Origin of the sequence: Aquibacillus saliphilus (genome assembly GCF_020404745.1) — a bacterium.
GTDB lineage: Bacteria > Bacillota > Bacilli > Bacillales > Amphibacillaceae > Aquibacillus > Aquibacillus saliphilus.
Window position 1 is genome coordinate 104,518 of the sequence record NZ_JAIZAP010000011.1, and the last position, 22,191, is coordinate 126,708.

Annotated in this window: 18 protein-coding genes, 1 other RNA gene and 1 other annotated feature; of the genes, 4 read left to right on the forward strand and 15 right to left on the reverse strand. The window is 34.9% G+C overall.

What is annotated here, in order from left to right:
• Positions 1 to 15 precede the first annotated feature (15 nt).
• Positions 16 to 435, reverse strand: coding sequence for a cysteine metabolism transcriptional regulator CymR (gene cymR / locus LD272_RS12815; RefSeq protein WP_226036997.1), 420 nt, complete (start codon positions 433 to 435; stop codon positions 16 to 18).
• A complete protein-coding gene (locus LD272_RS12820; RefSeq protein ID WP_226036998.1) occupies positions 380 to 1,072 on the reverse strand; it encodes a YczE/YyaS/YitT family protein in 693 nt (230 codons plus the stop codon). The genes cymR and LD272_RS12820 overlap by 56 nt, the downstream gene beginning before the upstream one ends.
• A gap of 213 nt (positions 1,073 to 1,285) precedes the next feature.
• Between LD272_RS12820 and LD272_RS12825 the strand changes: the two genes are divergently transcribed.
• Both LD272_RS12825 and LD272_RS12830 read left to right on the forward strand, forming a co-directional pair.
• Positions 1,286 to 2,575, forward strand: a complete 1,290-nt coding sequence (locus LD272_RS12825) for a replication-associated recombination protein A (protein ID WP_226036999.1) — start codon at positions 1,286 to 1,288, stop codon at positions 2,573 to 2,575.
• Between the two features lie 407 nt (positions 2,576 to 2,982).
• Positions 2,983 to 3,678 carry an RsfA family transcriptional regulator gene (locus tag LD272_RS12830; protein ID WP_226037000.1) on the forward strand — a complete coding sequence of 232 codons (696 nt, stop codon included), beginning with the start codon at positions 2,983 to 2,985 and terminating at the stop codon, positions 3,676 to 3,678.
• A gap of 69 nt (positions 3,679 to 3,747) precedes the next feature.
• On the opposite strand, the gene ssrS is transcribed toward LD272_RS12830, so the two are convergent.
• From ssrS to LD272_RS12850, 4 genes are all read right to left on the reverse strand, one after another.
• Positions 3,748 to 3,937, reverse strand: a non-coding RNA gene (gene ssrS / locus LD272_RS12835) — 6S RNA.
• 100 nt (positions 3,938 to 4,037) lie between these two features.
• Positions 4,038 to 5,831, reverse strand: a complete 1,794-nt coding sequence (gene aspS, locus LD272_RS12840; RefSeq protein ID WP_226037001.1) for an aspartate--tRNA ligase — start codon at positions 5,829 to 5,831, stop codon at positions 4,038 to 4,040.
• 1 nt (position 5,832) lies between these two features.
• A complete protein-coding gene (hisS, locus tag LD272_RS12845; protein ID WP_226037002.1) occupies positions 5,833 to 7,113 on the reverse strand; it encodes a histidine--tRNA ligase in 1,281 nt (426 codons plus the stop codon).
• A gap of 286 nt (positions 7,114 to 7,399) precedes the next feature.
• Positions 7,400 to 7,623 (reverse strand) — a binding site (T-box leader).
• A gap of 110 nt (positions 7,624 to 7,733) precedes the next feature.
• On the reverse strand, positions 7,734 to 7,907 hold the full coding sequence (locus LD272_RS12850; RefSeq protein ID WP_226037003.1) for a hypothetical protein: 174 nt from the start codon (positions 7,905 to 7,907) through the stop codon (positions 7,734 to 7,736).
• Between the two features lie 203 nt (positions 7,908 to 8,110).
• Between LD272_RS12850 and LD272_RS12855 the strand changes: the two genes are divergently transcribed.
• Positions 8,111 to 9,187 carry an N-acetylmuramoyl-L-alanine amidase family protein gene (locus LD272_RS12855; RefSeq protein WP_226037004.1) on the forward strand — a complete coding sequence of 359 codons (1,077 nt, stop codon included), beginning with the start codon at positions 8,111 to 8,113 and terminating at the stop codon, positions 9,185 to 9,187.
• Positions 9,188 to 9,239: 52 nt separating this feature from the next.
• Here LD272_RS12855 and dtd read toward each other — a convergent pair whose 3' ends face one another.
• The 7 genes from dtd to LD272_RS12890 all read right to left on the reverse strand — a co-directional run bounded on the left by dtd (position 9,240) and on the right by LD272_RS12890 (position 18,343).
• Entirely contained in the window at positions 9,240 to 9,686 is a 447-nt protein-coding gene (gene dtd / locus LD272_RS12860) for a D-aminoacyl-tRNA deacylase (RefSeq protein WP_226037005.1), read from the reverse strand.
• 13 nt (positions 9,687 to 9,699) lie between these two features.
• Positions 9,700 to 11,907 carry a RelA/SpoT family protein gene (locus LD272_RS12865; RefSeq protein ID WP_226037006.1) on the reverse strand — a complete coding sequence of 736 codons (2,208 nt, stop codon included), beginning with the start codon at positions 11,905 to 11,907 and terminating at the stop codon, positions 9,700 to 9,702.
• 260 nt (positions 11,908 to 12,167) lie between these two features.
• Positions 12,168 to 12,680, reverse strand: coding sequence for an adenine phosphoribosyltransferase (locus tag LD272_RS12870; RefSeq protein ID WP_226037007.1), 513 nt, complete (start codon positions 12,678 to 12,680; stop codon positions 12,168 to 12,170).
• Complete coding sequence (gene recJ, locus LD272_RS12875) at positions 12,670 to 15,015, reverse strand: single-stranded-DNA-specific exonuclease RecJ (protein ID WP_226037008.1); 2,346 nt, start codon at positions 15,013 to 15,015, stop codon at positions 12,670 to 12,672. The genes LD272_RS12870 and recJ overlap by 11 nt, the downstream gene beginning before the upstream one ends.
• 69 nt (positions 15,016 to 15,084) lie before the next feature.
• Positions 15,085 to 15,420, reverse strand: coding sequence for a LapA family protein (locus tag LD272_RS12880; protein ID WP_226037009.1), 336 nt, complete (start codon positions 15,418 to 15,420; stop codon positions 15,085 to 15,087).
• Positions 15,421 to 15,561: 141 nt separating this feature from the next.
• On the reverse strand, positions 15,562 to 17,820 hold the full coding sequence (gene secDF, locus LD272_RS12885; RefSeq protein ID WP_226037010.1) for a protein translocase subunit SecDF: 2,259 nt from the start codon (positions 17,818 to 17,820) through the stop codon (positions 15,562 to 15,564).
• Positions 17,821 to 18,052: 232 nt separating this feature from the next.
• Complete coding sequence (locus LD272_RS12890) at positions 18,053 to 18,343, reverse strand: post-transcriptional regulator (protein ID WP_226037011.1); 291 nt, start codon at positions 18,341 to 18,343, stop codon at positions 18,053 to 18,055.
• A gap of 126 nt (positions 18,344 to 18,469) precedes the next feature.
• Between LD272_RS12890 and spoVB the strand changes: the two genes are divergently transcribed.
• Positions 18,470 to 20,020 carry a stage V sporulation protein B gene (gene spoVB / locus LD272_RS12895; RefSeq protein WP_226037012.1) on the forward strand — a complete coding sequence of 517 codons (1,551 nt, stop codon included), beginning with the start codon at positions 18,470 to 18,472 and terminating at the stop codon, positions 20,018 to 20,020.
• Positions 20,021 to 20,089: 69 nt separating this feature from the next.
• Here the strand turns inward: spoVB and LD272_RS12900 are convergent, their stop codons facing one another.
• Complete coding sequence (locus LD272_RS12900) at positions 20,090 to 20,719, reverse strand: DUF421 domain-containing protein (protein ID WP_439647400.1); 630 nt, start codon at positions 20,717 to 20,719, stop codon at positions 20,090 to 20,092.
• A 119-nt stretch (positions 20,720 to 20,838) separates the two neighbouring features.
• On the reverse strand, positions 20,839 to 22,137 hold the full coding sequence (locus tag LD272_RS12905; protein WP_226037014.1) for an ArsB/NhaD family transporter: 1,299 nt from the start codon (positions 22,135 to 22,137) through the stop codon (positions 20,839 to 20,841).
• Positions 22,138 to 22,191: the final 54 nt, after the last annotated feature.

Below are 22,191 nucleotides of genomic sequence, written 5' to 3' on the forward strand. Positions count from 1 at the left end.
TTATCCTTCCTTCCACTAAATGTAAAACATATATGGCTCCTGACTATCATCATCACCATGATTTTTCAAATCTTCTAAGGTCGTCGTATCTAATACATCTTTCACTGCGTCTCTTACTCTCATCCACAGCGCTTGTTTCGCAGGCTCTTCGTCCTCAATACCCTCAACTGGAGTTATTGGGCCCTCAAGAACTCTAATAATATCTCCAGCCGTTATCTCACTTGCAGCTTTAGCTAAAATATATCCGCCATAAGCTCCACGAACACTTTTTACTAGAGAAGCATTTCGTAATGGCGCCACTAATTGCTCCAAATAATGCTCTGATAAATCATTATCTTTGGCAATTGTTTTTAAAGAGACCGGACCATTACCATAATTTTTAGCTAACTCTATCATTATGGTTAATCCGTAGCGACCTTTGGTTGAAATTTTCATCCCCTTCACCTCTCCTTATCACAAAATCCATTAATTTCTTTGCCATTGGAATAGTGTACCCTACCACCGTTCCTAAGAATAATACAATAGCAACTGTTCCTAACCCAACAGGTCCTCCTAATAGCCAACCTAGTAAGAATACAATTAATTCAATTCCACTTCGAACGTGTGAAACCTTCCAACCTGTTTGATTACTTAGGTTTATCATAACACTATCTCTAGGACCAGCACCAAAGTCAGGAGCTACATATAAACCTACACCAATAGCAGTGAATACAATTCCAACTATCAATAGTACTATTTCCAACCACAATAAATGAATATCTGGAATCATCCAATTAAACAAATCAATAAATAGTCCTATTAAAATCATATTGATATAAGTACCCATCTTAGGAAATGATTTTGTTATACAAGCTGTAATGAAGACAATTGAAAAACCTGCAATTATTGACCAGGTTCCTACAGTAAGTCCAAATTGAAGATACAACCCATAGTGAAATACATCCCAAGGACTTATACCTAAATCTTTTGCTTTAATTGTTAAAGTAATGCCCAAAGAAAGAATTAGTAATCCGAGCATGAAAAATGTCAATCGTGTAAAAAACTCTTTTTTTGTTCTACTCTTATTTCCCAATTGTCTATACCTCAACTATCCTAATTATAATTAGCCCTTACTTTCTTTAACAAACGTAATTATAGCACGAATAACAAGGTTATTGCATTTACCAACTACGCACAAAGACAAATTACGACACAGTTAAAAAAGTTATCACTCCAATTGATTTAAATTTAATGATATCCTTTAAATAGGAATACTAAAGATTTTAAATAACTCGGAGGTTTTATCTTGAATAAAGAACCTTTAGCATACAGAATGCGACCAAAAACAATTGATGACATTGTTGGACAAGAAGAAGTAATAGGAAGAAACACAAAACTATTTCAAATGATTGCTAATGGTTATGTTCCATCCTTGCTACTGTACGGAGAGCCTGGCATTGGTAAAACAGCAATAGCAAATGCAATTGCTGGTACTGTTAAATTTCCTTTTTCATCTCTTAATGCAACAACTTCTGGCAAAAAAGATATTGAAATTGTGATTGAAAAAGCAAAAATGGAAGGTAACACAATATTATTTTTAGACGAGATTCACCGTTTTAATAAAGCCCAACAAGATTATTTACTACCCCATGTTGAAAAAGGACTGATTATTCTTATTGGAGCAACAACTGAAAATCCATACCATGATGTAAATCCTGCGATTAGAAGTAGATGTGGGCAAATTAAACAACTTCAAAGGCTAGAGCCTGATGATATAAAAAATTTGCTTCATAAGGCTCTAGCTGACGAGGAAAGAGGATTAGGATTTCTATCTATTAAGCCAAATGAAAAAGTTATTGAGCTTATAGCAACAGGTACAAACGGAGACGCTAGAAAGGCTTTAAATCTATTAGAATCAGTTGTATATGCCTCTGTTAAAAAAGATGGTCAAATCATCCTTGAGGAAAAAACAGTAGAAGAATTTATTGATAAAGTAGGGGTATTCGGGGATAAAAAAGGTTCGAACTTCTATAATTTATTATCCTGTTTGCAAAAAAGTATACGAGGTAGTGATGTCGATGCATCCTTATATTATTTAGCCCATTTATTAGAAAGTGGTGACTTAACTGCCGTAAATCGTCGTTTAGTAGTGATTGCCTATGAGGACATTGGATTATCTAATAAGTCAGTAGGAGCACATGTATTATCTGCTGTAGAGGCCAGTGAACGATTAGGAATGCCTGAAGCTAGAATTCCCTTATCTGTTGCTGTCGTAGAAATGTGTTTATCATCAAAATCTAACTCCGCCTATAAGGCTTTGGATTTAGCTATTAGTGATATAAGAAAAGGTAAAGTAGGTAAAATCCCACTTCATTTAAGGGACACCCATTACAATGGAGCTAAAGAATTAGGGCACGTCGGATATAAATATCCTCATGATTATCCCCTTGGAACGTTTGGTGGTTGGGTTAATCAAAATTATTTACCTGAAACTTTAGTAGGCAGAAGTTACTATAAGCCCATCGAATCTGGTGAAGAAAAACGTATGGCTGACATTCACAAAAAGCTTAAAGAATTTAAAAAGAAATCAAACTAATTCAGTAGAAAAAGTCGAGCATTTTATCATACAGATAAGTGCTTGATTTTTTTGTCTTAATCTAGGTGGTTTTTTCCTTATAATAGCCTGCAAAATATCGAACTTTTCAAAAGCCCAAGTTAAAACTTAAACTCTATCCATGTTCAAATATATCTAACTAGCTCTTTACATGTAGATGAATTGTTAAGATTAATAACTTGTGTATAAATACTATTTATTTCGGCAAAACTAAAGACAAAAATACCAAACTATTCTATGAATTATTAGACAACTTGTATTTTCGTCAGGTAAAGATCTGGGTAAAAGCCCAAGTTCTCCTTTATACTATCATCCACATGATTTTTGATAGTATAATAATCAATTTTATAGATAAGTATTAATCAAAAAATATAAAGGAGTGAAGTTTCTTGGTAAAAGTTAGACAGGACGCTTGGTCACATGAAGATGACCTACTATTGGCAGAAACGGTTTTGCGTCACATAAGAGAAGGAAGTACGCAACTAAATGCTTTTGAGGAAGTAGGAGATAAATTAAATAGAACCTCAGCAGCTTGCGGGTTTCGCTGGAATGCAGAAGTAAGGCAAAGGTACGATCAGGCAGTTTCAATTGCAAAACGACAACGTAAAGAAAAGAAGCGAGCATTAGCTAGACATCAAAGACCAGTCCACCAAAACCATTTAGCTACAGAAGTAGTTCAGGATAATCCGATAGACTATGAAGAAGTGATGACAACTACAACTTCAGTAGAAGATGAGCAATCTCTACCCGTTGAAATGACAGAAAACACAAGCCCTATTAATTTAGATTATGTAATAGATTATTTGAAAACATTAAAAAAAGATTACTATGAATCAACACGTTCAAAAAACAGTATAGAAAAACTACAAAAAGAAAATGTAATCCTACGTCAGGAAAAAGATTCATTGGAACAGAAAATGCTTCAATTAAACGAGCAACTTAATACTATCCAAGAAGACTATCAAGTTTTAATTCAAATTATGGATCGGGCTAGGAAGATGGTTGTTTTTGACGAGGATGATAGTGTTTCTACACCTGCATTCAGAATGGAGAAAAATGGGAATTTAGAACAAGTTGCCAAATAAAATCTATTGCACTAAAAGAAAAAGCCATAAGAGGATTATCCTCTTATGGCTTTAAAAATTATGTATTATATCAATCCCAATTGTGCCGTCATTTCGATGAGTTTTGATCCCGCTACTAGCAGGTGGGTGCCTTGTTCCAAATATTATGCTTCCTCTCATTATAATAATGAGGCTTGCACGCCAAATGAAAACGTCAGGCTCCCGTATTTATTGATGTTCGGTCAAAACGTCAATAATAGGACGAACACATCAGGATTGATATAGTAAATTGTTAATTTGTATAGATAAAGAATAGCACATCTGATTTTTGTTTTCAAGTCAGTTAATATGACTATTAGGTAACAAATATTACAACCATTCTACAATTGGTTTGAACTTGTTTTTCCTTCTTTACTTTTTAAGGATAGGTGCAATTCATCTAACTGACTTTTACTAACACCACCAGGAGCTTCTGTAAGAAGACAAGATGCTGATGCTGTTTTCGGGAAAAGAATAGTATCTCTCAAATTATTCTTTCCGGCCAGTAACATGATGAATCGGTCGAATCCTAGTGCTATACCTCCATGAGGTGGCGCACCATATTCCAAGGCTTCAAGCAGAAAACCAAACTGAGCTTCTGCCTCATCTTTAGTAAAACCTAAAACCTCAAACATCTCATTTTGTAAATCACTTTGATAAATACGTAGTGAACCGCCACCTAACTCATATCCGTTTAAAACAAGGTCATAGGCTTGTGCTTTCACTTCACCAGGGTTTGTTGTTAATTTCTCCATGTCACTAGCAGCAGGCATCGTAAATGGATGATGAGCAGCAGAATAACTGCTTTGTTCCTCGTCATATTCAAATAATGGCCAGTCTGTTACCCAAAGATAATTAAATAGTGACTCGTCAATTAGTTGTAGTTCTTTCGCTAATTTCAGTCTAAGTGCACCTAAACTATCGTAGACTACACTTGTTTTATCAGCAACAAATAACAGAAGATCTCCACTTTCTGTTTTTAATGATGACTTTAAACCTGCTACTTCTTGTTCTGACAAAAATTTTGAAATAGGCCCTTTTAACTCATCTTCTTCTACTTTAAGCCAAGCTAATCCCTTAGCGCCATAAATCTTAACAAAGTCCGTTAAATGGTCAATATCTTTTCTGGAAAAGTTAGTTGCTTGCCCTTTAACATTAATAGCACTTACTTTTCCACCACCAGAAACAGCACTACTAAATACTTTGAATCCAGAATCCTTAACGACTTCGGACACACTTACAAGTTCCATTTCAAATCTAGTATCTGGCTTGTCAGATCCGTAACGCTCCATTGACTCGTCATACTCAATTCTTTCAAATGGAATTTGCACATCAATTCCCTTAACTTCTTTCATTACCTTTTGCATCATTCGTTCAGTCATTGCCATGATATCATCACTCGTCATAAATGATGTCTCAATATCTATTTGAGTAAATTCCGGCTGTCGGTCTGCACGTAAATCCTCGTCACGAAAACAACGGGCAAACTGAAAATATCTTTCAAATCCGCTTACCATCAATAATTGCTTAAACAATTGCGGGGACTGTGGTAAAGCGTAGAAATGTCCAGAGTGAACACGACTTGGCACTAAATAATCTCTCGCACCTTCTGGTGTGCTTTTTGTTAACATCGGCGTTTCCATCTCTAAATACTCTTCATCATTCAAGAAATTTCGAATCACCTGACTTGTTTTGTGTCTTAATTTAAATGTTTCTTGCATTGATTCTCGGCGTAAATCTAAATAGCGATATTTTAAACGAAGGTCCTCAGCAACATCAGTATTATCTTGTATTTGAAAAGGGGGATTTTTAGCCTGATTTAAAATTGTAATTTCCTCAACAAACACTTCAATTTCACCAGTACCCATCTTTGGATTTACTGTGGATTCTTCTCTTTCAACTACCTTACCACTAACCTCTATTACGAATTCACTTCTAACTTTGTCGGCAATTTGTAATGCTGACTCTGATACTTCAGGGTTGAAAACAATTTGAACCAAACCAGAACGATCTCTTAAGTCAATAAAAATCAATCCGCCCAGGTCCCGTCTTTTTTGGACCCACCCTTTTAAGTTTACTTTTTGCTCTACATGTTGTTTGCGAAGCTCACCAACTAATTGTCTTTTTGTTTGCATATTACTTTCCCCCTTGCAGATTACTTTGTAAATAACTGACTAAGTTATTAATTGAAACCTCTTCTTGTTCACCAGAATGCATATCCTTCACATTCACAATATTATTTTCTAGTTCAGTTTCACCAAGTACGATTACATATTTCGCATTTAATCGATCAGCCGCTTTAAATTGGGCCTTGAATTTCCTACTTTGATAATCTTTATCGACTTGAATACCCGCTTTTCTTAGTGTGTAAGTCAGACGTATTGCTTCAGCATCTGCTTTCTCACCTAATGTTACAAAATAACAATCAAGGTTATCGTCGACTGGTAGATGAACCTGTTCCGCTTCAAGAGCCATCAGTAGACGTTCAACACTTAAAGCAAAACCAATCCCGGGAGTCGTTGGGCCTCCTAAATCTTCAACAAGGCCATTATAACGACCTCCACCTGAAAGTGTAGTAATTGCACCAAATCCATCAGCATCGCTCATAATCTCAAATGCTGTATGATTATAGTAGTCAAGACCACGAACAAGATTTTTATCAACTACATAATCAATTTCCATCTTATCTAAATGACCTTTAACTTTTTCAAAATATTGATTTGAATCTTCATTCAAAAATTCTAAAATGGATGGAGCTGTTTCCATTGCTGGATGATTTTGATCCTTCTTACAATCAAGAATACGCAATGGGTTTTTATCAAGTCGTAAATTACAATCATGACAAAGCTCATTTTTATGAGGTTCAAAGTGGTTGATCAGAGCATTCCGATGATTTTGACGACTCTCCCCATCACCAAGACTATTGATTACTAATCTTAACGATCGTAACCCTAATTCTTGATAGGCGCTCATTGCAAGTGAAATCACCTCAGCATCGACAGCTGGATCTGCACTACCAAGTGCCTCGACTCCAAATTGGACGAATTGTCTCATTCTACCTTGTTGTGGTCGCTCATAACGAAACATTGGTCCTATATAAAATACTTTAGTTGGCTGGTTTGGCAGGCCAAATAGTTTGTTTTGAACAAACGCTCGTACAACCGAAGCAGTTCCTTCTGGACGTAATGTAATATTTCTATCCCCTCGGTCCTTAAATGTGTACATTTCCTTTTGAACGATATCTGTTGTATCACCAACACCTCTTTGAAATAACTCCGTATGTTCAAAAATTGGTGTACGAATCTCCTTATAATTAAATCGATGACAAATATCAGTTAGCGTATTCTCAACATACTGCCACTTCTCAGTCGTACCCGGCAATAAATCCTGGGTGCCTCTTGGCGCTTTCATATTCATTGATTGTCCCCTCCAAAATAAATCCAAATTTTATATATCACATATGTATTATTACACTCGAGAGATTAACTATTTGTATAATGAACGAGTGTTAGTATCTTTATCTCCCTAAAAAATTAAAAATCTTTCTAAAACAATTAATTTTGCAATTACCTTATGCAGCCATTGTCATCCATTTATAGTTTAGGAACGGCCTATCCAACTATATGTCTGATGAAAACTTTTTTAAAAAATCAATAGTATGAAATGTTTAAAAAGTAAAAAAAATAAACTCTCATCCCCTTAAAAAAGGGACGAGAGTTTACCCGCGTTGCCACCCTAGTTGAAGCAATAGAAAAAAGCCTCCACCTTACACAGTTAACGCCTGCAAAACGTCTGAATTTACTTATTTCAACACAGAACCTCCGGAGTGTCTTTCATTAGTTCATAATATGAGGATACTTTCAGCCCGTGGTATCCTTTCTCTTTCCATATAAGTCCACTAATTACTTTTTCCATCAACAGTTGTTTAATTAATTTTTGGTAATATAAAACTACTTAATTTTACTATTTAAGTATATTAATATCAATAGTTTCTTTTTTTGAATTGTTTATAATCATAATGTTTGCTTGGAAACTTGTCAAGAACGATTGAGCTTTTCTTTTAATTTTTTTACATCTCGCAAGGATACACCAAGCTCCTCTGCAATTTCAATGCTATTTGCGCTATTTTCTAGTTCCATAAATCTGTGGAGATTCGCACCATAAATGTCCTTCATTGTATGAGTTCCTGCTTGTTTATGATTTATTCTCATGTTTATCTCTCCTTGAATTTTTGACTTTTACACTCATTTTTTATTACTATTAAAAGGGTTAGTATCGGAAGTGAATTTATTAAGGTATAATGTGATTTTACAAGTACTTTTTTAAACAGACTGAATGTCAATAGCGAACTACTAACATTTAGGTTTTAATAACTGTTAAAGTAAGATACTGAGACTTTTCCTGGAGGAATAAAATGTTAAGAAATAAAAAACATCTAATTGTCCTAATAAGCAGTGTACTGATAGTATTATCCATTTCATCTGTGGTTTATGCGAATGAAGCATGGATAGAAGCAGATAATTTAAATGTAAGAAATGGGCCTGGTACTGATTATGAACAAATTAGCCAAGTAAACAGTAACGAACAATATACGATCATTCAAGAACAAGGCAATTGGGTAGAAATAGAATTTCAACAAGGTACAACAGGATGGGTTACAAAAGATTATATTTCAATTCAAGAAGAACCAGATTCTACAGAAGCAGATGAAGGAAAAGAAAATATAGAAACAACTATTGATTCATTGACTATTGTCCACGACCAAACAAATATCCGTGGAGGTCCATCAACGGACGACGACATAATTGGAATGACTAATCGGGGGACTGTCCTTGACATTGTTAACAGTGTTGAAGGGTGGTACGAGATTAAATGGGAAAAAAAGACGGGATTCGTGCCTGAACGATTGGTAGATTTGACTGGAGCGTTAACAAATACGGCATCTCCTTCTGTGAAAAACAAAACGATTGTCGTTGATGCAGGTCATGGCGGAAGAGATGTCGGAGCTATTGGGGCAAGCGGAAACTATGAGAAAGACTATACATTGCAAACGGCAAAAAAAATTAAATTTCATTTAGAAATTTTAGGTGCAGAGGTAATTTTAACTAGAAACCATGATAATTATTTAAGATTAAGTGGACGACCTAGCGTGGCGAATCTAGCCGACGCTGATGCCTTCTTAAGTATTCATTACAACAGTACACCTCAATACCCATCAGCTAAAGGTGTTAGCACGTATCACTATTCTGATCGTGACAAGCAACTCGCAACAATAATACAAGCTGAATTGTTAAAAGCAACAACAATGGACGACCGTGGAATTCATAAAGAAAGTTTTCAAGTAACAAGGGAAAGTCATCGTCCATCCGTCTTGTTAGAGCTAGGGTTCTTATCGAATGTTTCAGAAGAAGAGAACATACAATCAGCGGCATTTCAAGAAAAAATTGCACAAGGAATTATAAGCGGCTTAAGTACCTATTTTTCCTATTAAACGCTAAAATACCCATCTTACCTAAGGTAAGATGGGTATTTATTATATTACATTACTTATCTGCACTATCAACGATGATTGTGACAGGTCCAACGTTAGTTAATTGAACATTCATCATTTCTCCAAATTCACCAGTTTCAACAGGGATTCCACAAGCAGCAGCTAAAGAGTTAAATTTTGTGTATAGTTCCTTCGCTGGTTCAGGCTTGGCGGCATTCATGAAGTTTGGTCTTCTTCCTTTTCTCGTATCACCGTATAGTGTAAATTGAGAAATAGATAAAATACTTCCCCCTACATCTTTAATAGACAAGTTCATTTTTTGCTGTTGATCCTCAAATATTCTCATATTGACAATTTTATTCACTAAATACTCCGCGTCTTCTACTGAGTCTTCGTGGGTGACACCAATTAGTACTACTAGTCCGTAATCAATCTGCCCCTTTGTTATCCCATCTACACTGACGCTAGCATTTTCAGCTCGTTGAACTACTGCTTTCATTGCTATAATGCTCCTAACTATTCAGCATTCTTTTTACTGTATAAACATCTTTTATTTGTTTTAAACGGTCAACCATTTTACGTAAATGATTCGTATTATGAATTAGAATAGTAATATGAATTAAGGCCATTTTATTACGATCTGATTTTCCGTTTACAGCGATAATATTGGTCTTGGTTTCATTAACTGCTTGTAGTACATCATTTAATAAACCTCTACGGTCAAATCCTGAAATTTCGAGGTCTACGTGATATTGTTTTGTTTGTGTCTTTGAGTTTTCCCATTCCACATGAAGAATTCTATCTTTCGCTTCTTCCGTTTTAATATTCGGACAGTCCTCACGATGAACAGAAACACCTCTACCCTTGGTAATATAACCTACAATAGTATCACCAGGTACTGGATTACAGCATTTTGATAGTCTTACTAGTAAGTTGTCTATCCCTTCAACTCTAACGCCTGAATCCTTCTTATGTGATGAAGGAGCTTTTAGATTAGTACTTTTAACTGATTCTATTGTTTGTTCAAGGTCTTGTTCTTTAAGATTCTTTTTGCGAATTTTTTCTGTTAATCTTGTTGCTATTTGCGCTGCTGTAATTCCTTGATATCCAACAGCGGCATACATATCTTCTTCACTGGTGAAATTGAATTTTTCCGCAACCATTTTTAAATTGTCGGAAACTAATACATCTTTGGGTTCGAATCCATAAGCTTTAATTTCTTTATCTATTAGCTCTTTACCCTTAGTGATATTCTCGTCGCGACGCTGCTTTTTGAAGAATTGTTTTATTTTATTTTTCGCTTGAGATGTCTGGGTAATCTTTAACCAATCTTGAGAAGGACCGTAAGAATGTTTAGAAGTCATCACTTCCACTATATCACCATTTTTCAATTGGTAATCTAATGGCTCCATTTTCCCATTAATTCTTGATCCTATCGTCTGATTTCCTATTTCAGTATGAATTTTATATGCAAAATCGAGTGGAACAGAGCCAGCAGGTAATTCAATTACATCACCTTTAGGTGTGAAAACATAAACCATATCAGAAAATAAATCTACTTTTAGTGACTCCATAAATTCTTCGGCATCATTTGTTTCATTTTGCCATTCAATAATTTCACGGAACCAAGTTAATTTTTCTTCTGAATTATTTTTATGTTGATCAATTTGCTTGTCTTCTTTATAAGCCCAGTGCGCAGCAATACCAAATTCGGCAATTTCATGCATCTCCGAAGTACGTATTTGAACTTCTAATGGGGATCCCTTAGGTCCAATTACTGTCGTGTGCAATGATTGATAAAGATTCGGTTTTGGCATAGCAATATAATCTTTAAATCTACCTGGCATTGGCTTCCAGCATGTATGAATTATGCCAAGGACTGCATAACAATCCTTAATACTATCAACTATAATTCTGACCGCTAATAAATCATAAATTTCATTAAATTGTTTGTTTTGAATTACCATTTTACGATATATACTATATAAATGCTTTGGTCTACCCGAGAATTCAGCTTTAATATTGACATCTTGCAATTGATTTTGTACTTCCTGCATTACCTCTTCAATATAATGTTCTCTTTCTTCTCTTTTTTGTTTCATTAAATGAACAATGCGATAGTACTGCTGTGGATTCAAATACCTTAGCGCTGTATCCTCTAACTCCCATTTTATTGTTGAAATTCCTAATCGATGCGCTAGAGGCGAAAATATTTCTAATGTTTCATTAGAAATCCTTCGTTGCTTTTCCGGTGGTAGATGCTTCAGCGTACGCATATTATGAAGCCTGTCCGCTAATTTTATCAGAATAACCCGAATATCTTTTGCCATAGCAACAAACATTTTCCGATGATTCTCTGCTTGTTGTGCTTCTTTAGACTTATATTTTATTTTTCCTAGTTTTGAAACACCATCAACTAGCATTGCAACTTCACTATTAAACTTCTCAGCAAGCTGTTCGACAGTAACATCTGTATCTTCTACTACATCATGCAAAAAACCACTAGCTATAGTTTCTGGATCTAATTCTAAATGAACTAATATCCCCGCAACTTGAATTGGGTGTATAATATAAGGTTCTCCAGATTTACGAAATTGACTTTGATGAGCTTCTTCAGCAAACTTATAAGCACGTCTAATAAAATCAGTATCTTCTTCAGAAAGATACTGAGCCCCCTGTTTAATAACGTCTTCAGCTGACAAAATATTATCCTTCGACATCTTATCACCTTTGTCCTTTTTTACTACTGCTCATTTAGAAATGGTCAGTTTGTTCTATTATAAGAGTAAACTTTAAATATGAATAGTAAAAACTATACCTCTACTTTCATTAAATTTCAATACCTAAAGCAAATACCTGTCGATAATATTTAAAAACATTCTAAGGAAGTAAAGTAAACACTCTCTCTTAATCTTAAATATAATTCTAATTTATTCAGGAAAATAAGGAGCACCCTATAAAGAGCACTCCTAATAATAATTTAATATTCCATTAAGGTTAGTACGTCATAACCATCTAATTTTTTACGTCCGTCTAAGTAAGTTAACTCAATTAAGAAAGCACAACCTGCTACAACTCCACCTAATTCTTCAACAAGTTTGATTGTTGCTTCAATCGTACCACCTGTAGCCAGCAAATCATCTGTAATCAGCACTCGTTGCCCAGGTTTTATGGCATCTTTATGAATCGTTAAAACATTTTCACCATACTCTAAACCATATCCAACTTTTATTACCTCACGAGGTAGTTTTCCTTCTTTTCTTACTGGAGCAAATCCAATTTCTAGTGCATACGATACTGGACAGCCAACGATAAACCCTCTAGCTTCAGGTCCTACTATTATATCAATATCACGATTTTTAGAATAACTCACAATCTCATCAATTGCTGATTTATATGCTGTACCATTGTCCATTAATGTTGTGATATCTTTAAACTTCACACCTTTTTTGGGCCAATCTTCAACAACTGTAATATATTTTTTATAATCCATGAGTAACTTCCTCCTTAGGCGAAACAACCTCGTTCATCTTACTTTTGAACCACTGATCTAATTCTTTATAGTTTGAGTAATAAAGAGTAGTTTCTATTTCCAATTGGGTTAATTTTTGTTGGTATATAGGTGATTCAGTCAAATCCTTCTTTGATGGTTTGGGACTTGGTTTTAGTATACCATTCTCTATTTTAACAAATTCCAGTTCAAAAAACACCTGAGTGATAAACTTAATTTTCTCTGCCTTCCAACCTTTATGTTTAACAAGTTTTGGAGTATCAATAGAAAGATTAAATTCTTTACGTTTTAAAAGCATTCCATAAAACCATTTAAAATCATCTCTAGTCGGTACAGAATTGAAGTAATGTCCTTCATTCACATGATAGCAAGCATATATTCTATTGGGACGTGTCGACTCTATGAGGGTTGTTAATTGTTCTAGAGTATCAGGTAAGTCCAATAAGATTAGGTCTTCAACTTTAGTTAGCTGATAAGTTGTATCCGATTGTCCATGTATTTGAATGTGATTTATTTCTGGTGGAAGACCTTCATCCATCTTTTGAAAACTGACAAAGACACTCTGATCACCTAACAACGGAATTAACTGTTTTTGCCAATGCTTAGAACCCCTATGGTCAAATAATTGACTCTCAGTGATTGCCAAATCCTTGACTAGCATTTGTACTTTTCGTTTACCATTCCACTCATTAATTTCTAGTTGGCCAACGATGTCCATTTCAGCATTTGGTGATATTTTAGAATATAAATCGCCCATTCCAAAACCAATACTATCTAATTGAGATTGAGACTGCTTTATAGACATCTTTAAATGATTCTTTTGATTTCCAATTTGACGAACTTCATTAGGAACTGCGTGAATATGAAAGAGTGGTTTAGGATTGCCCATTCCAAATGGAGCTAGTTTGTCTAATTCGCTTATTAACGAAACATCCAATTCTTCTATTTGAACAGTGTTATCAATTATCAACGTTTGTTTGAAGTCATCTGGCGTTAATTGTTCCGATGCCAAGTTATTCAACTTTGTTCTAATTACAGAGATATTTTCTTCAGTCAGTGTCATTCCAGCAGCTTGAGCATGTCCACCAAAATGAATAAAGTCTTCTCTTATTTGCATACAATTCGAAAACAGGTCAAAGCCGCTAATACTTCTTGCTGAACCTTTAGCGGTCATTTTCTCTTTATTAATTGATAAGACAATTGTTGGTCTGTCATACTTCCTTACTAATTTAGAGGCCACAATTCCTAGAACACCTTCATTCCATCCCTCACTGGCAACAACTATAACATTGTCGTTGGTCCCTGTTTCATCTGCCTCTACGATTGCTTCTGCTTCGTTAGAAATTTCAGTTACTATTTTTTTGCGTTCTTGATTTAGTTGATCAATAAATTGTACTAATTCGTTCGCGTGATTTGGATCTTTTGTTAATAACAAATCAACAGCTGCATCCGCATCCTGTAGTCTTCCTACTGCATTCAATCGAGGTCCGATTAAAAAACCAATATGTTCTTCTGTAACTGTTCCTTCAATGTTACAGGTTTGTTTTAACGCTGTTATACCAGATCTTTTGGAACTAGTTAACGCTTTTAATCCGAAATGTGCTAGTATTCTATTCTCATTGACCAAAGGTACCAAGTCTGCAATTGTACCAATTGCAACTAAATCAAGTAACTGATTTGGAAAATAGCCTAATAGTGCTTCAGCAAATTTAAAAGCTACTCCTACCCCAGCAAGTTCATCAAATGTATAATCTGGTGAACACTTAGGATGAATAATTGCCATTGCATCTGGGAGTACTTCTTGTACTTCATGATGATCGGTAATTATTAAGTCTATCCCTAGTTGCTTGGCTATTTCAGCCTCTTTGACAGCTGCTATACCGTTATCAACGGTAATTATTAAAGTGTAACCTTGCTTGTACGCCTGTCTAAACGCTTGTTTATTTGGACCATAACCTTCCGTAAACCGGTTAGGAATATAGTAATCACAAATAGCACCTAGTTCTTGTAAAGCTTCTATCATAACAGTAGTGGAACTTACACCATCGGCATCATAATCACCAAAAACTAAAATACTTTCACCTTGTTCAATAGCTTGTTTAACTCGAGTAACTGCCTTTTCCATATCATTAAGTAAAAATGGATCAAGAAGTTGAGTTAGTTCTGGAGTTAAAAACCTTTGCGCCTGCTCCTCGCTACTAATGCCTCTTTGTATTAAAAGTCGCTCCGTTAGTGATGATATAGGAAGTTGATGTTCAAAATGTGCTTGGTCATCATTTGAATATGTAAATTTCCATTTTGCTTGGCTTTGTATCAAATAAATTCACCCCTGACTCACTTATTATACAAGAGAGTATCAGGGGTAGCAAACAGATTATTAATAAAGTTATTCACTTGAATTTTGACCTAATTGACTTGCTTTTACTGACTTTTCATTCGTTGTTTCTTTCTCAGAAGTGTCAGTTACATTATTTTCCACTAATTGTTTATTTTCTTGTTTTAGCAACCTGATTTCTTTTTGTAACTTAAGTAAGCGTACAACACCAACTGCCCCGGTTATGATTCCACCCATTAAAACTGATATTAAAATAACTAAAATTAAAGGGGCATTACCTGTTCCAAACAAATAATTAACTTCGACGGGTTCTACATTAATAACGGCAAAGATAGCAACTATTACTGCAAAGACTAACGCTAAAATAATATAAGTTTGACCTCTCATAATAAACCTCCTTTTTTGTATAACCTATTTAAGTATAAATGACAGAAATTCACATGTCGATTTATCGGTTTCACTAATTATACTTCCCACTTTATAAGGATTTAAAAAGGCTCCTTGTATTCAAACAAGGAGCCTTAGTAGTTAAACTTGTGGTCCGTCGTTCCGCTTCTTTTCTACGTAAACGATAGGTTTTTCCTTCAAGTTCTTTCCGCGCCACACTAACCAAATTTGAGCTGCAATAAATAGCGATGAATAGGTTCCTGCTAGCAGACCTACAACTAAGGCAAACGCAAAATTAGTGATGGAAGATGCTCCAAATACAAGTAACATAACAGCAGCAAATACAACTGTTATTACTGTATTAATACTTCTAGCTAAAGTTTGCATTAAGCTCTTGTTAATAATACCAGCGAGCTCTTTAAACGATTTGATTCGTTTTTTAAGTTTCAAATTTTCTCTAATGCGATCAAAGGTGACAATGGTATCATTTATCGAATAACCGACGATCGTTAATATCGCAGCAATTATCGTGATATCAAATTCTAACCTTGTGATGCTAAATAACGCTAGAATAAAGAATGCATCATGAAGTAAAGCAATTATAGCTGTCAATGCAAAGTAAAATTCAAAACGCAATGTTACGTAAATGATAATACCAATTGAAGCATATAGGACTGCTAAAACTGCATTTTTTGCAAGTTCTTGTCCAACTACAGGTGAGACGGTACTGACATTTGGCTCACTACCATATTCGTTACTAAAATATTCTTTTATTTCAGCAATTGTATCTGGGCCTAAGTCTTTATCAAAACGTGCAACCCCAATTTCGCTATCATCGCCTGAAATCACTACATTTTTGGGAGTGAGTTCTAATTCCTCAAAACCTTCACTAATTTCATCGGCTGTAATATTACTTACTTCTGTATTTATTTCAACTCTTGAGCCACTAGTAAAATCAATACCTAGATTTAATCGGAATACACTCAAACAAATAATACCGGCCAAAACCAATATAATTGAAATTGAGAAAAATTTCTTACGATTACTTACGAAATCAAACTTACGACCAAATACTGTTGGTTCAAGTTCAGTCTTGTCTGAAATGTCTTTAATATCTTTTTTATTAACACCAAACCAACCTGGTCGTTTATTAAGAAACTTACTTTTAACCCATAATCCAAGGAATAGCCTTGATCCGAACACCGCTGTAACAAAACTAAGTACAATACTGACGATTAAAAGCGTTGCGAACCCTTTAACTGAACTTGTACCAAAGATAAACAAGACGGTTGCAGCAATCAAGGTTGTGAAGTTTGCATCAAAAATAGTAGAAAGAGAATTACTATTTCCTGCTTTAAAAGCAGACCTTATTGTTTTACCTTGTTTTAATTCTTCTTTTATCCGTTCATAGGTTATTATGTTAGCATCTACGGCCATACCTACGCCAAGGATTAACGCTGCAATACCTGGTAAGGTGAGCACACCGTTCATTAATTCGAATACTAGTAATACTAAATAAATATAAATGCTTAAAGTTATTGTTGCAATAAGCCCTGGAAAACGATAGTAAGCAATCATAAAGATAAAAATAAGTGCAACACCTAATGCACCCGCAAATATGGTTTTATCCATTGCTTGTAGTCCAAATTGTGCACCGACCGATGTTGAATATTTTTCTTCAAGATTAACAGGTAATGAACCTGCATTTAAAATGTCGGCAAGTCTTTGGGCAGACTCAACAGTAAAGTTTCCAGAAATCATTACATTTGCTTGTGTTAATCTTTCACTTACACCTGGATCAGAAATAAATTTAGGGTCTTCTTTTTGAACCTCTTCTTCATATGAATCGCCTTCTTCATAATCCATCCAAATAACAAGCCTGTTATTTGGGATAGGCATCTCAGATATCTCTTCTGTTACTTCTCCAAACTTAGAAGGGTCATTCAATGTCAATGTAACAATTGGTTGGTTATTGTTTGGATCAAAATCTTGGCTTGCACTACCTTGTTTTATATCCGACCCATTGAGATATTCATGGTCGTTTACGTCACGAAAAGATAGACGAGCTGATGTGGCCATAAGTTCTCGGGCTTCGGTTTGATCATCAACTCCTGCTAGTTGCACACGAATCCGGTCTTCTCCTTCAATATTAAAGTTAGGTTCACTAACACCTAACACATCAACACGTTCTCTTAATGCTTCTGTAGTAGCTTCTAAAACTTTAGTTGTAACTTCTTGATCTTTATCAATCGGCTGTACCTCATAGAGAATTTCAAATCCACCTTGAAGATCAAGTCCTAATTTAATATCCTTAGTTACTCCTGTAATCGTTGTCCCAATCGTCGCCGCAAATACTAGTACGATTAGAAAAAAGGCAACGATTCTGCCTCTTTTGACCATGTTGTGGTGCGCCTCCTCTAACTCAAATCTTTCCATACAAACGATATGTAGTAGCCTTAAAACAAATAATATATTATTAAATAATAAAGGACTTTTTGAACTATCTAATAAATGATAAGCCTAAAGCATAATGTTCTATGTAGACATGAGTAATATTAACCAATTTTTTTAGTCTGAACATAGATATTATAGATATTTGAAGCGAATATTGTCAAACAAAGTTATTAAAAAATCATTCATTTGGACCCGTTAGAGCAGCAATTGAGGCCGCCAAATCATCATTTTGATATGCTTGGACAGTTAAATAGCTCATATATATATTAGAACTAAGATGAAAAATATCCTCCACCACTTCAAATAGACGTTTTTCTGGATCACCTTTCCAAACTTTTTTCACTAAACAATTCCAAACAACTTCTGAAGTGGTTCGTGAATAACCCATTAATTTAAAATCGTGTACCTTGGTTTCTAGAACGGGGTTAAGCATTTCTTTCCATTGACTAACTCGCAATATTTTTTCCATTTAAATACCCCCTTTAAAATAACCATCTGCGAACATTTTTATAATGCTTGTCATGCTTGGCCAATCCTTCTGCATATACATTCATTGTATATGATTTTTAAATATTTGAGAAGGCAGGTCGTTCATATGACCAAGCAAACATTTATTAAAGGAACTTTAATATTAATAGTAGCCAGTATGATTACACGATTTTTGGGTTTTATAAATAGAATCGTTGTAGCTAGATTAATGGGTGAGGAAGGCATTGGCTTGTATATGATGGCATTACCCACCCTTTTTTTGGTTTATACATTGTCACAATTTGGACTACCTATCGCTATTTCTAAACGAGTTGCAGAAGCTGAGGCGCATGGTGATATCCTCAAAATAAAAAGAATATTAATTATATCATTAACAATTACCGGAACACTTAGTATCTTTTTCACAATTGGATTAATTGCAGCAGCACCTATTGTCGCTAAAACATTTCTAACCGATGAGCGGACGTTGCTACCAATTTTAGCAATAAGCCCGATGGTTATGATTAGTGCGATTTCATCAGTGATAAGAGGTTACTTCCAAGGTAGACAGAATATGAAACCGCAAAGCTACGCTCAGGTGATTGAGCAAATTGTTCGTATTTCTTGCGTAGCACTTTTAGTTAAACTTTTTTTACCACTTGGTGTCGAGTACGCTGCCGCCGGTGCGATGATTTCCGTTATTATTGGAGAATTTTGTTCACTTCTTTTCATGCTTCATATGTTTAAATTGAAAAAAAGAATGAAAGTGAGAAGCAAATTTTTTAAATACCTTCGTTCTGGAAAAGAAACATTAAACGATTTGATGTCAATTGCTCTTCCTAATACTGGGAGTCGATTAGTTGGCTCATTTTCCAATTTTCTCGAGCCAATACTTGTATCTCAAAGTCTTGCAATTGCAGGTGTAGCTACTGTTGCAGCTACCAAACAGTATGGTGAATTAACCGGATATGCACTCCCATTATTATTTTTGCCAACATTTATTACACACTCACTTGCAGTAGCACTTGTGCCTAATATTAGTGAGGCAGACGCTAGGAACAATAAAAAACTTATCCACTACCGTATTCACCAAGCGATACGGATTTCATTTGCTTCAGGTGCGATTGCAACAATCGTACTATCATTATACTCAGTACCTATCCTTAATTATATGTATGGCAGTAGTGATGCTAGTAGATTTTTAGTTTTAATGGCTCCTTTTTTCTTACTTTTATATGTCCAGTACCCATTAAGTGCAACACTACAAGCAATGGATTACGCAAAGGCTGCTATGTGGAATAGTATCATTAGTACTGGCGTTAAATTTGTCATACTAATCGTACTCGCTACCAATGAACAATTTGGAATAATGGGTGCTGCCATTGCAATGGTAGTTGGAATTGTACTTGGCACTGTTCTCCATTTGGCAACATTAATAAAAGTTATATCGTTTCGAATACCCTGGTTAGATATAGTAAAAATGATTGCACTTTTGGTCCTTACTTGGTGGATTGGTAACGAATTAAAGAATTATTTTCCCGGCTACGAAACACAACTTTCTCTTTTCATCTTACTTCTAATATGTTTAGTTGCTATATACTTTGTTCTGTTACTACTTTTCAGGTTTATTACAAGGGATGAAATTGGACAACTTCCCGGCTTTAAACGATTTAGGTAATAGTAAAGAAGACTAGTTATTTTGTACTAGTCCTCTTTCTAATCCTATCACGGATGGATAGCAGATAGTTCATTTCATTTCATTTTTAAGATCTATAAACCATTCATCTTTATTATCTAAAGAGCAAAATGAAATGGCAGATATAGACGTGTAACCTCTACTTTTCAATTTCTCCTTCAGCCAATTCTCACTTTTATTTATATTTTCTAAAGATTTATGCTGAATACTCCCATCTATAATTAGTGGTACGACAAAACCATCTGGTGAAATAGGGTTCTCATCCGCGGATTTTTCAAAAATCGATAACTTTCCGGAGGTCTCTAAGATTGCAAACTCTACATCTTGAATACTTTTTGTGCCATTTTCTCTTAGTTGCATCATTAAATCATCAAAATTATAGCCTTGCTTTTTCATCACATGTTCATCTAGCTTCCCGCGAGATATAATTACTGATGGTTTCCCTTCAAACCAATGTCTAAATTTTGAATTTTTCAATGAAAACCAAGCAATTGCTTTTTGAATAACTAATAATACGGTCATCGGAATCAGGGTTTTAAATAAGTTACTATCAGGATCTTCAATCGATGTGACTGCCATTTCTGCAAGCATCAAAAATACCACAACATCTAAAATACTTAGTTCCCCAACTTCTCTTTTACCCATCAATCGAAATAAAAGTACAATAAAGAAATAAGTCATTACTGTTCGGAAGATAATTATGCCCCACTCAAATCCCAACGTATATCACTTCCCTAAATAACAATAATCTGGCTAATTTGCCTATTATTATCCCACTAAAAGTGATAAATATACTGTTTTTAAAATGTTTGTTGGAAAGGTAGTAAATAACGGATATAGACGTAAAGAGTTGCAATAACTAGTGATAGAAAAACCATCGGAATTCCGTAAATCAAAAATCGTATAAATGGAATACGTTGATCCTCGGCCTCAGCAAGTCCAGCTACTACAACATTGGCAGATGCTCCAATTAAGGTACCATTCCCTCCTAAGCATGCTCCGATAGCTAGAGACCACCATAACGGATCTAGGTTAACCATCCCATAAGACTGAAACTCATTAATAACAGGTATCATCGCTGCCACGAATGGGATGTTATTTATAATTTGCGAAAACATCCCGGATGTCCATAACATTAGAATAGCTGTGTACGGGAGATCTCCTTCTGTCAACCACATAATACCACGTGCTAATTCATCAATAGCTCCAACTTCTTGTAAACCACCAACAAGCATAAATAGACCGATAAAAAAGAAAAGCGTAACCCACTCAACCTCTTGAAATATTTTCTCAGAACTTACTTCTTTTTCAGTTAATAATAGCAGCAGGATTGCTCCGCTGACTGCAACAGTTGTTAATTCAATATGAACAATTGGATGAAGCAAGAATCCGACAATTGTCATAGATAATACTGTGACAGATTGATATAACATTGGTGTTTTTTTTAGATAAATAGCCCCATCCATTTTCATCAGTTGCTCAGAAAATTGATCATTATGTGTTAATTTTCCCCGAAAAAGCCAAACGACTATTATTAACATGACAGAAAAGATGATTACTACCAACGGTCCTAAGTTTGTTAAAAAAGACAAAAATGTTAAGTGTTCAACCGCTTGCCCAATCATAATATTTGGCGGGTCCCCAATTAATGTAGCTGTTCCACCGATATTCGAACTGAAAATAATTGTTAATAAATAAGGAAAAGCAGGCAATTGTAACAATTTTGTTAATGTTAATATGATAGGAACAAATAAAAGAACTGTCGTAACATTGTCTAGTAAAGCGGATCCAATTGCAGTTAGAATAGCAGAACCAATTAATAGCGGAACTGGCGCACCGTTAACTTTTTGTGCAAAAGTGATAGCTATATATTCAAATAGCCCTGTTTTTTTTGTTATGGAAACTAGAACCATCATTGAAAACAACAACGCTATAGTATTCCAATCAATATAGTGAGTAAATGCATCATTCCACTCGTACACACCTGTCAGTAATAATAATACACCTCCAGAAAGTGCCACTAAAGCTTGGTTAACTCTTTCAGAGATAATAAATATATAACTTATGATAAACACAGCAATGGCAATTATAAAAGACATACCTTGTCCCCTTCTTCGGCAGAATATTATCTCCTTTTATATAAATGTATTCAT

Bases quoted from the DNA above. Each gene is read 5' to 3' on its own strand.
- cymR (WP_226036997.1), bottom strand. From the start codon at position 435: ATGAAAATTTCAACCAAAGGTCGCTACGGATTAACCATAATGATAGAG.
- aspS (WP_226037001.1), bottom strand. From the start codon at position 5,831: ATGCAAACAAAAAGACAATTAGTTGGTGAGCTTCGCAAACAACATGTA.
- hisS (WP_226037002.1), bottom strand. From the start codon at position 7,113: ATGAATATGAAAGCGCCAAGAGGCACCCAGGATTTATTGCCGGGTACG.
- LD272_RS12850 (WP_226037003.1), bottom strand. From the start codon at position 7,907: ATGAGAATAAATCATAAACAAGCAGGAACTCATACAATGAAGGACATT.
- LD272_RS12855 (WP_226037004.1), top strand. From the start codon at position 8,111: ATGTTAAGAAATAAAAAACATCTAATTGTCCTAATAAGCAGTGTACTG.
- dtd (WP_226037005.1), bottom strand. From the start codon at position 9,686: ATGAAAGCAGTAGTTCAACGAGCTGAAAATGCTAGCGTCAGTGTAGAT.
- LD272_RS12865 (WP_226037006.1), bottom strand. From the start codon at position 11,907: ATGTCGAAGGATAATATTTTGTCAGCTGAAGACGTTATTAAACAGGGG.
- LD272_RS12870 (WP_226037007.1), bottom strand. From the start codon at position 12,680: ATGGATTATAAAAAATATATTACAGTTGTTGAAGATTGGCCCAAAAAA.
- LD272_RS12880 (WP_226037009.1), bottom strand. From the start codon at position 15,420: ATGAGAGGTCAAACTTATATTATTTTAGCGTTAGTCTTTGCAGTAATA.
- secDF (WP_226037010.1), bottom strand. From the start codon at position 17,820: ATGGTCAAAAGAGGCAGAATCGTTGCCTTTTTTCTAATCGTACTAGTA.
- LD272_RS12890 (WP_226037011.1), bottom strand. From the start codon at position 18,343: ATGGAAAAAATATTGCGAGTTAGTCAATGGAAAGAAATGCTTAACCCC.
- spoVB (WP_226037012.1), top strand. From the start codon at position 18,470: ATGACCAAGCAAACATTTATTAAAGGAACTTTAATATTAATAGTAGCC.
- LD272_RS12900 (WP_439647400.1), bottom strand. From the start codon at position 20,719: ATGACTTATTTCTTTATTGTACTTTTATTTCGATTGATGGGTAAAAGA.
- LD272_RS12905 (WP_226037014.1), bottom strand. From the start codon at position 22,137: ATGTCTTTTATAATTGCCATTGCTGTGTTTATCATAAGTTATATATTT.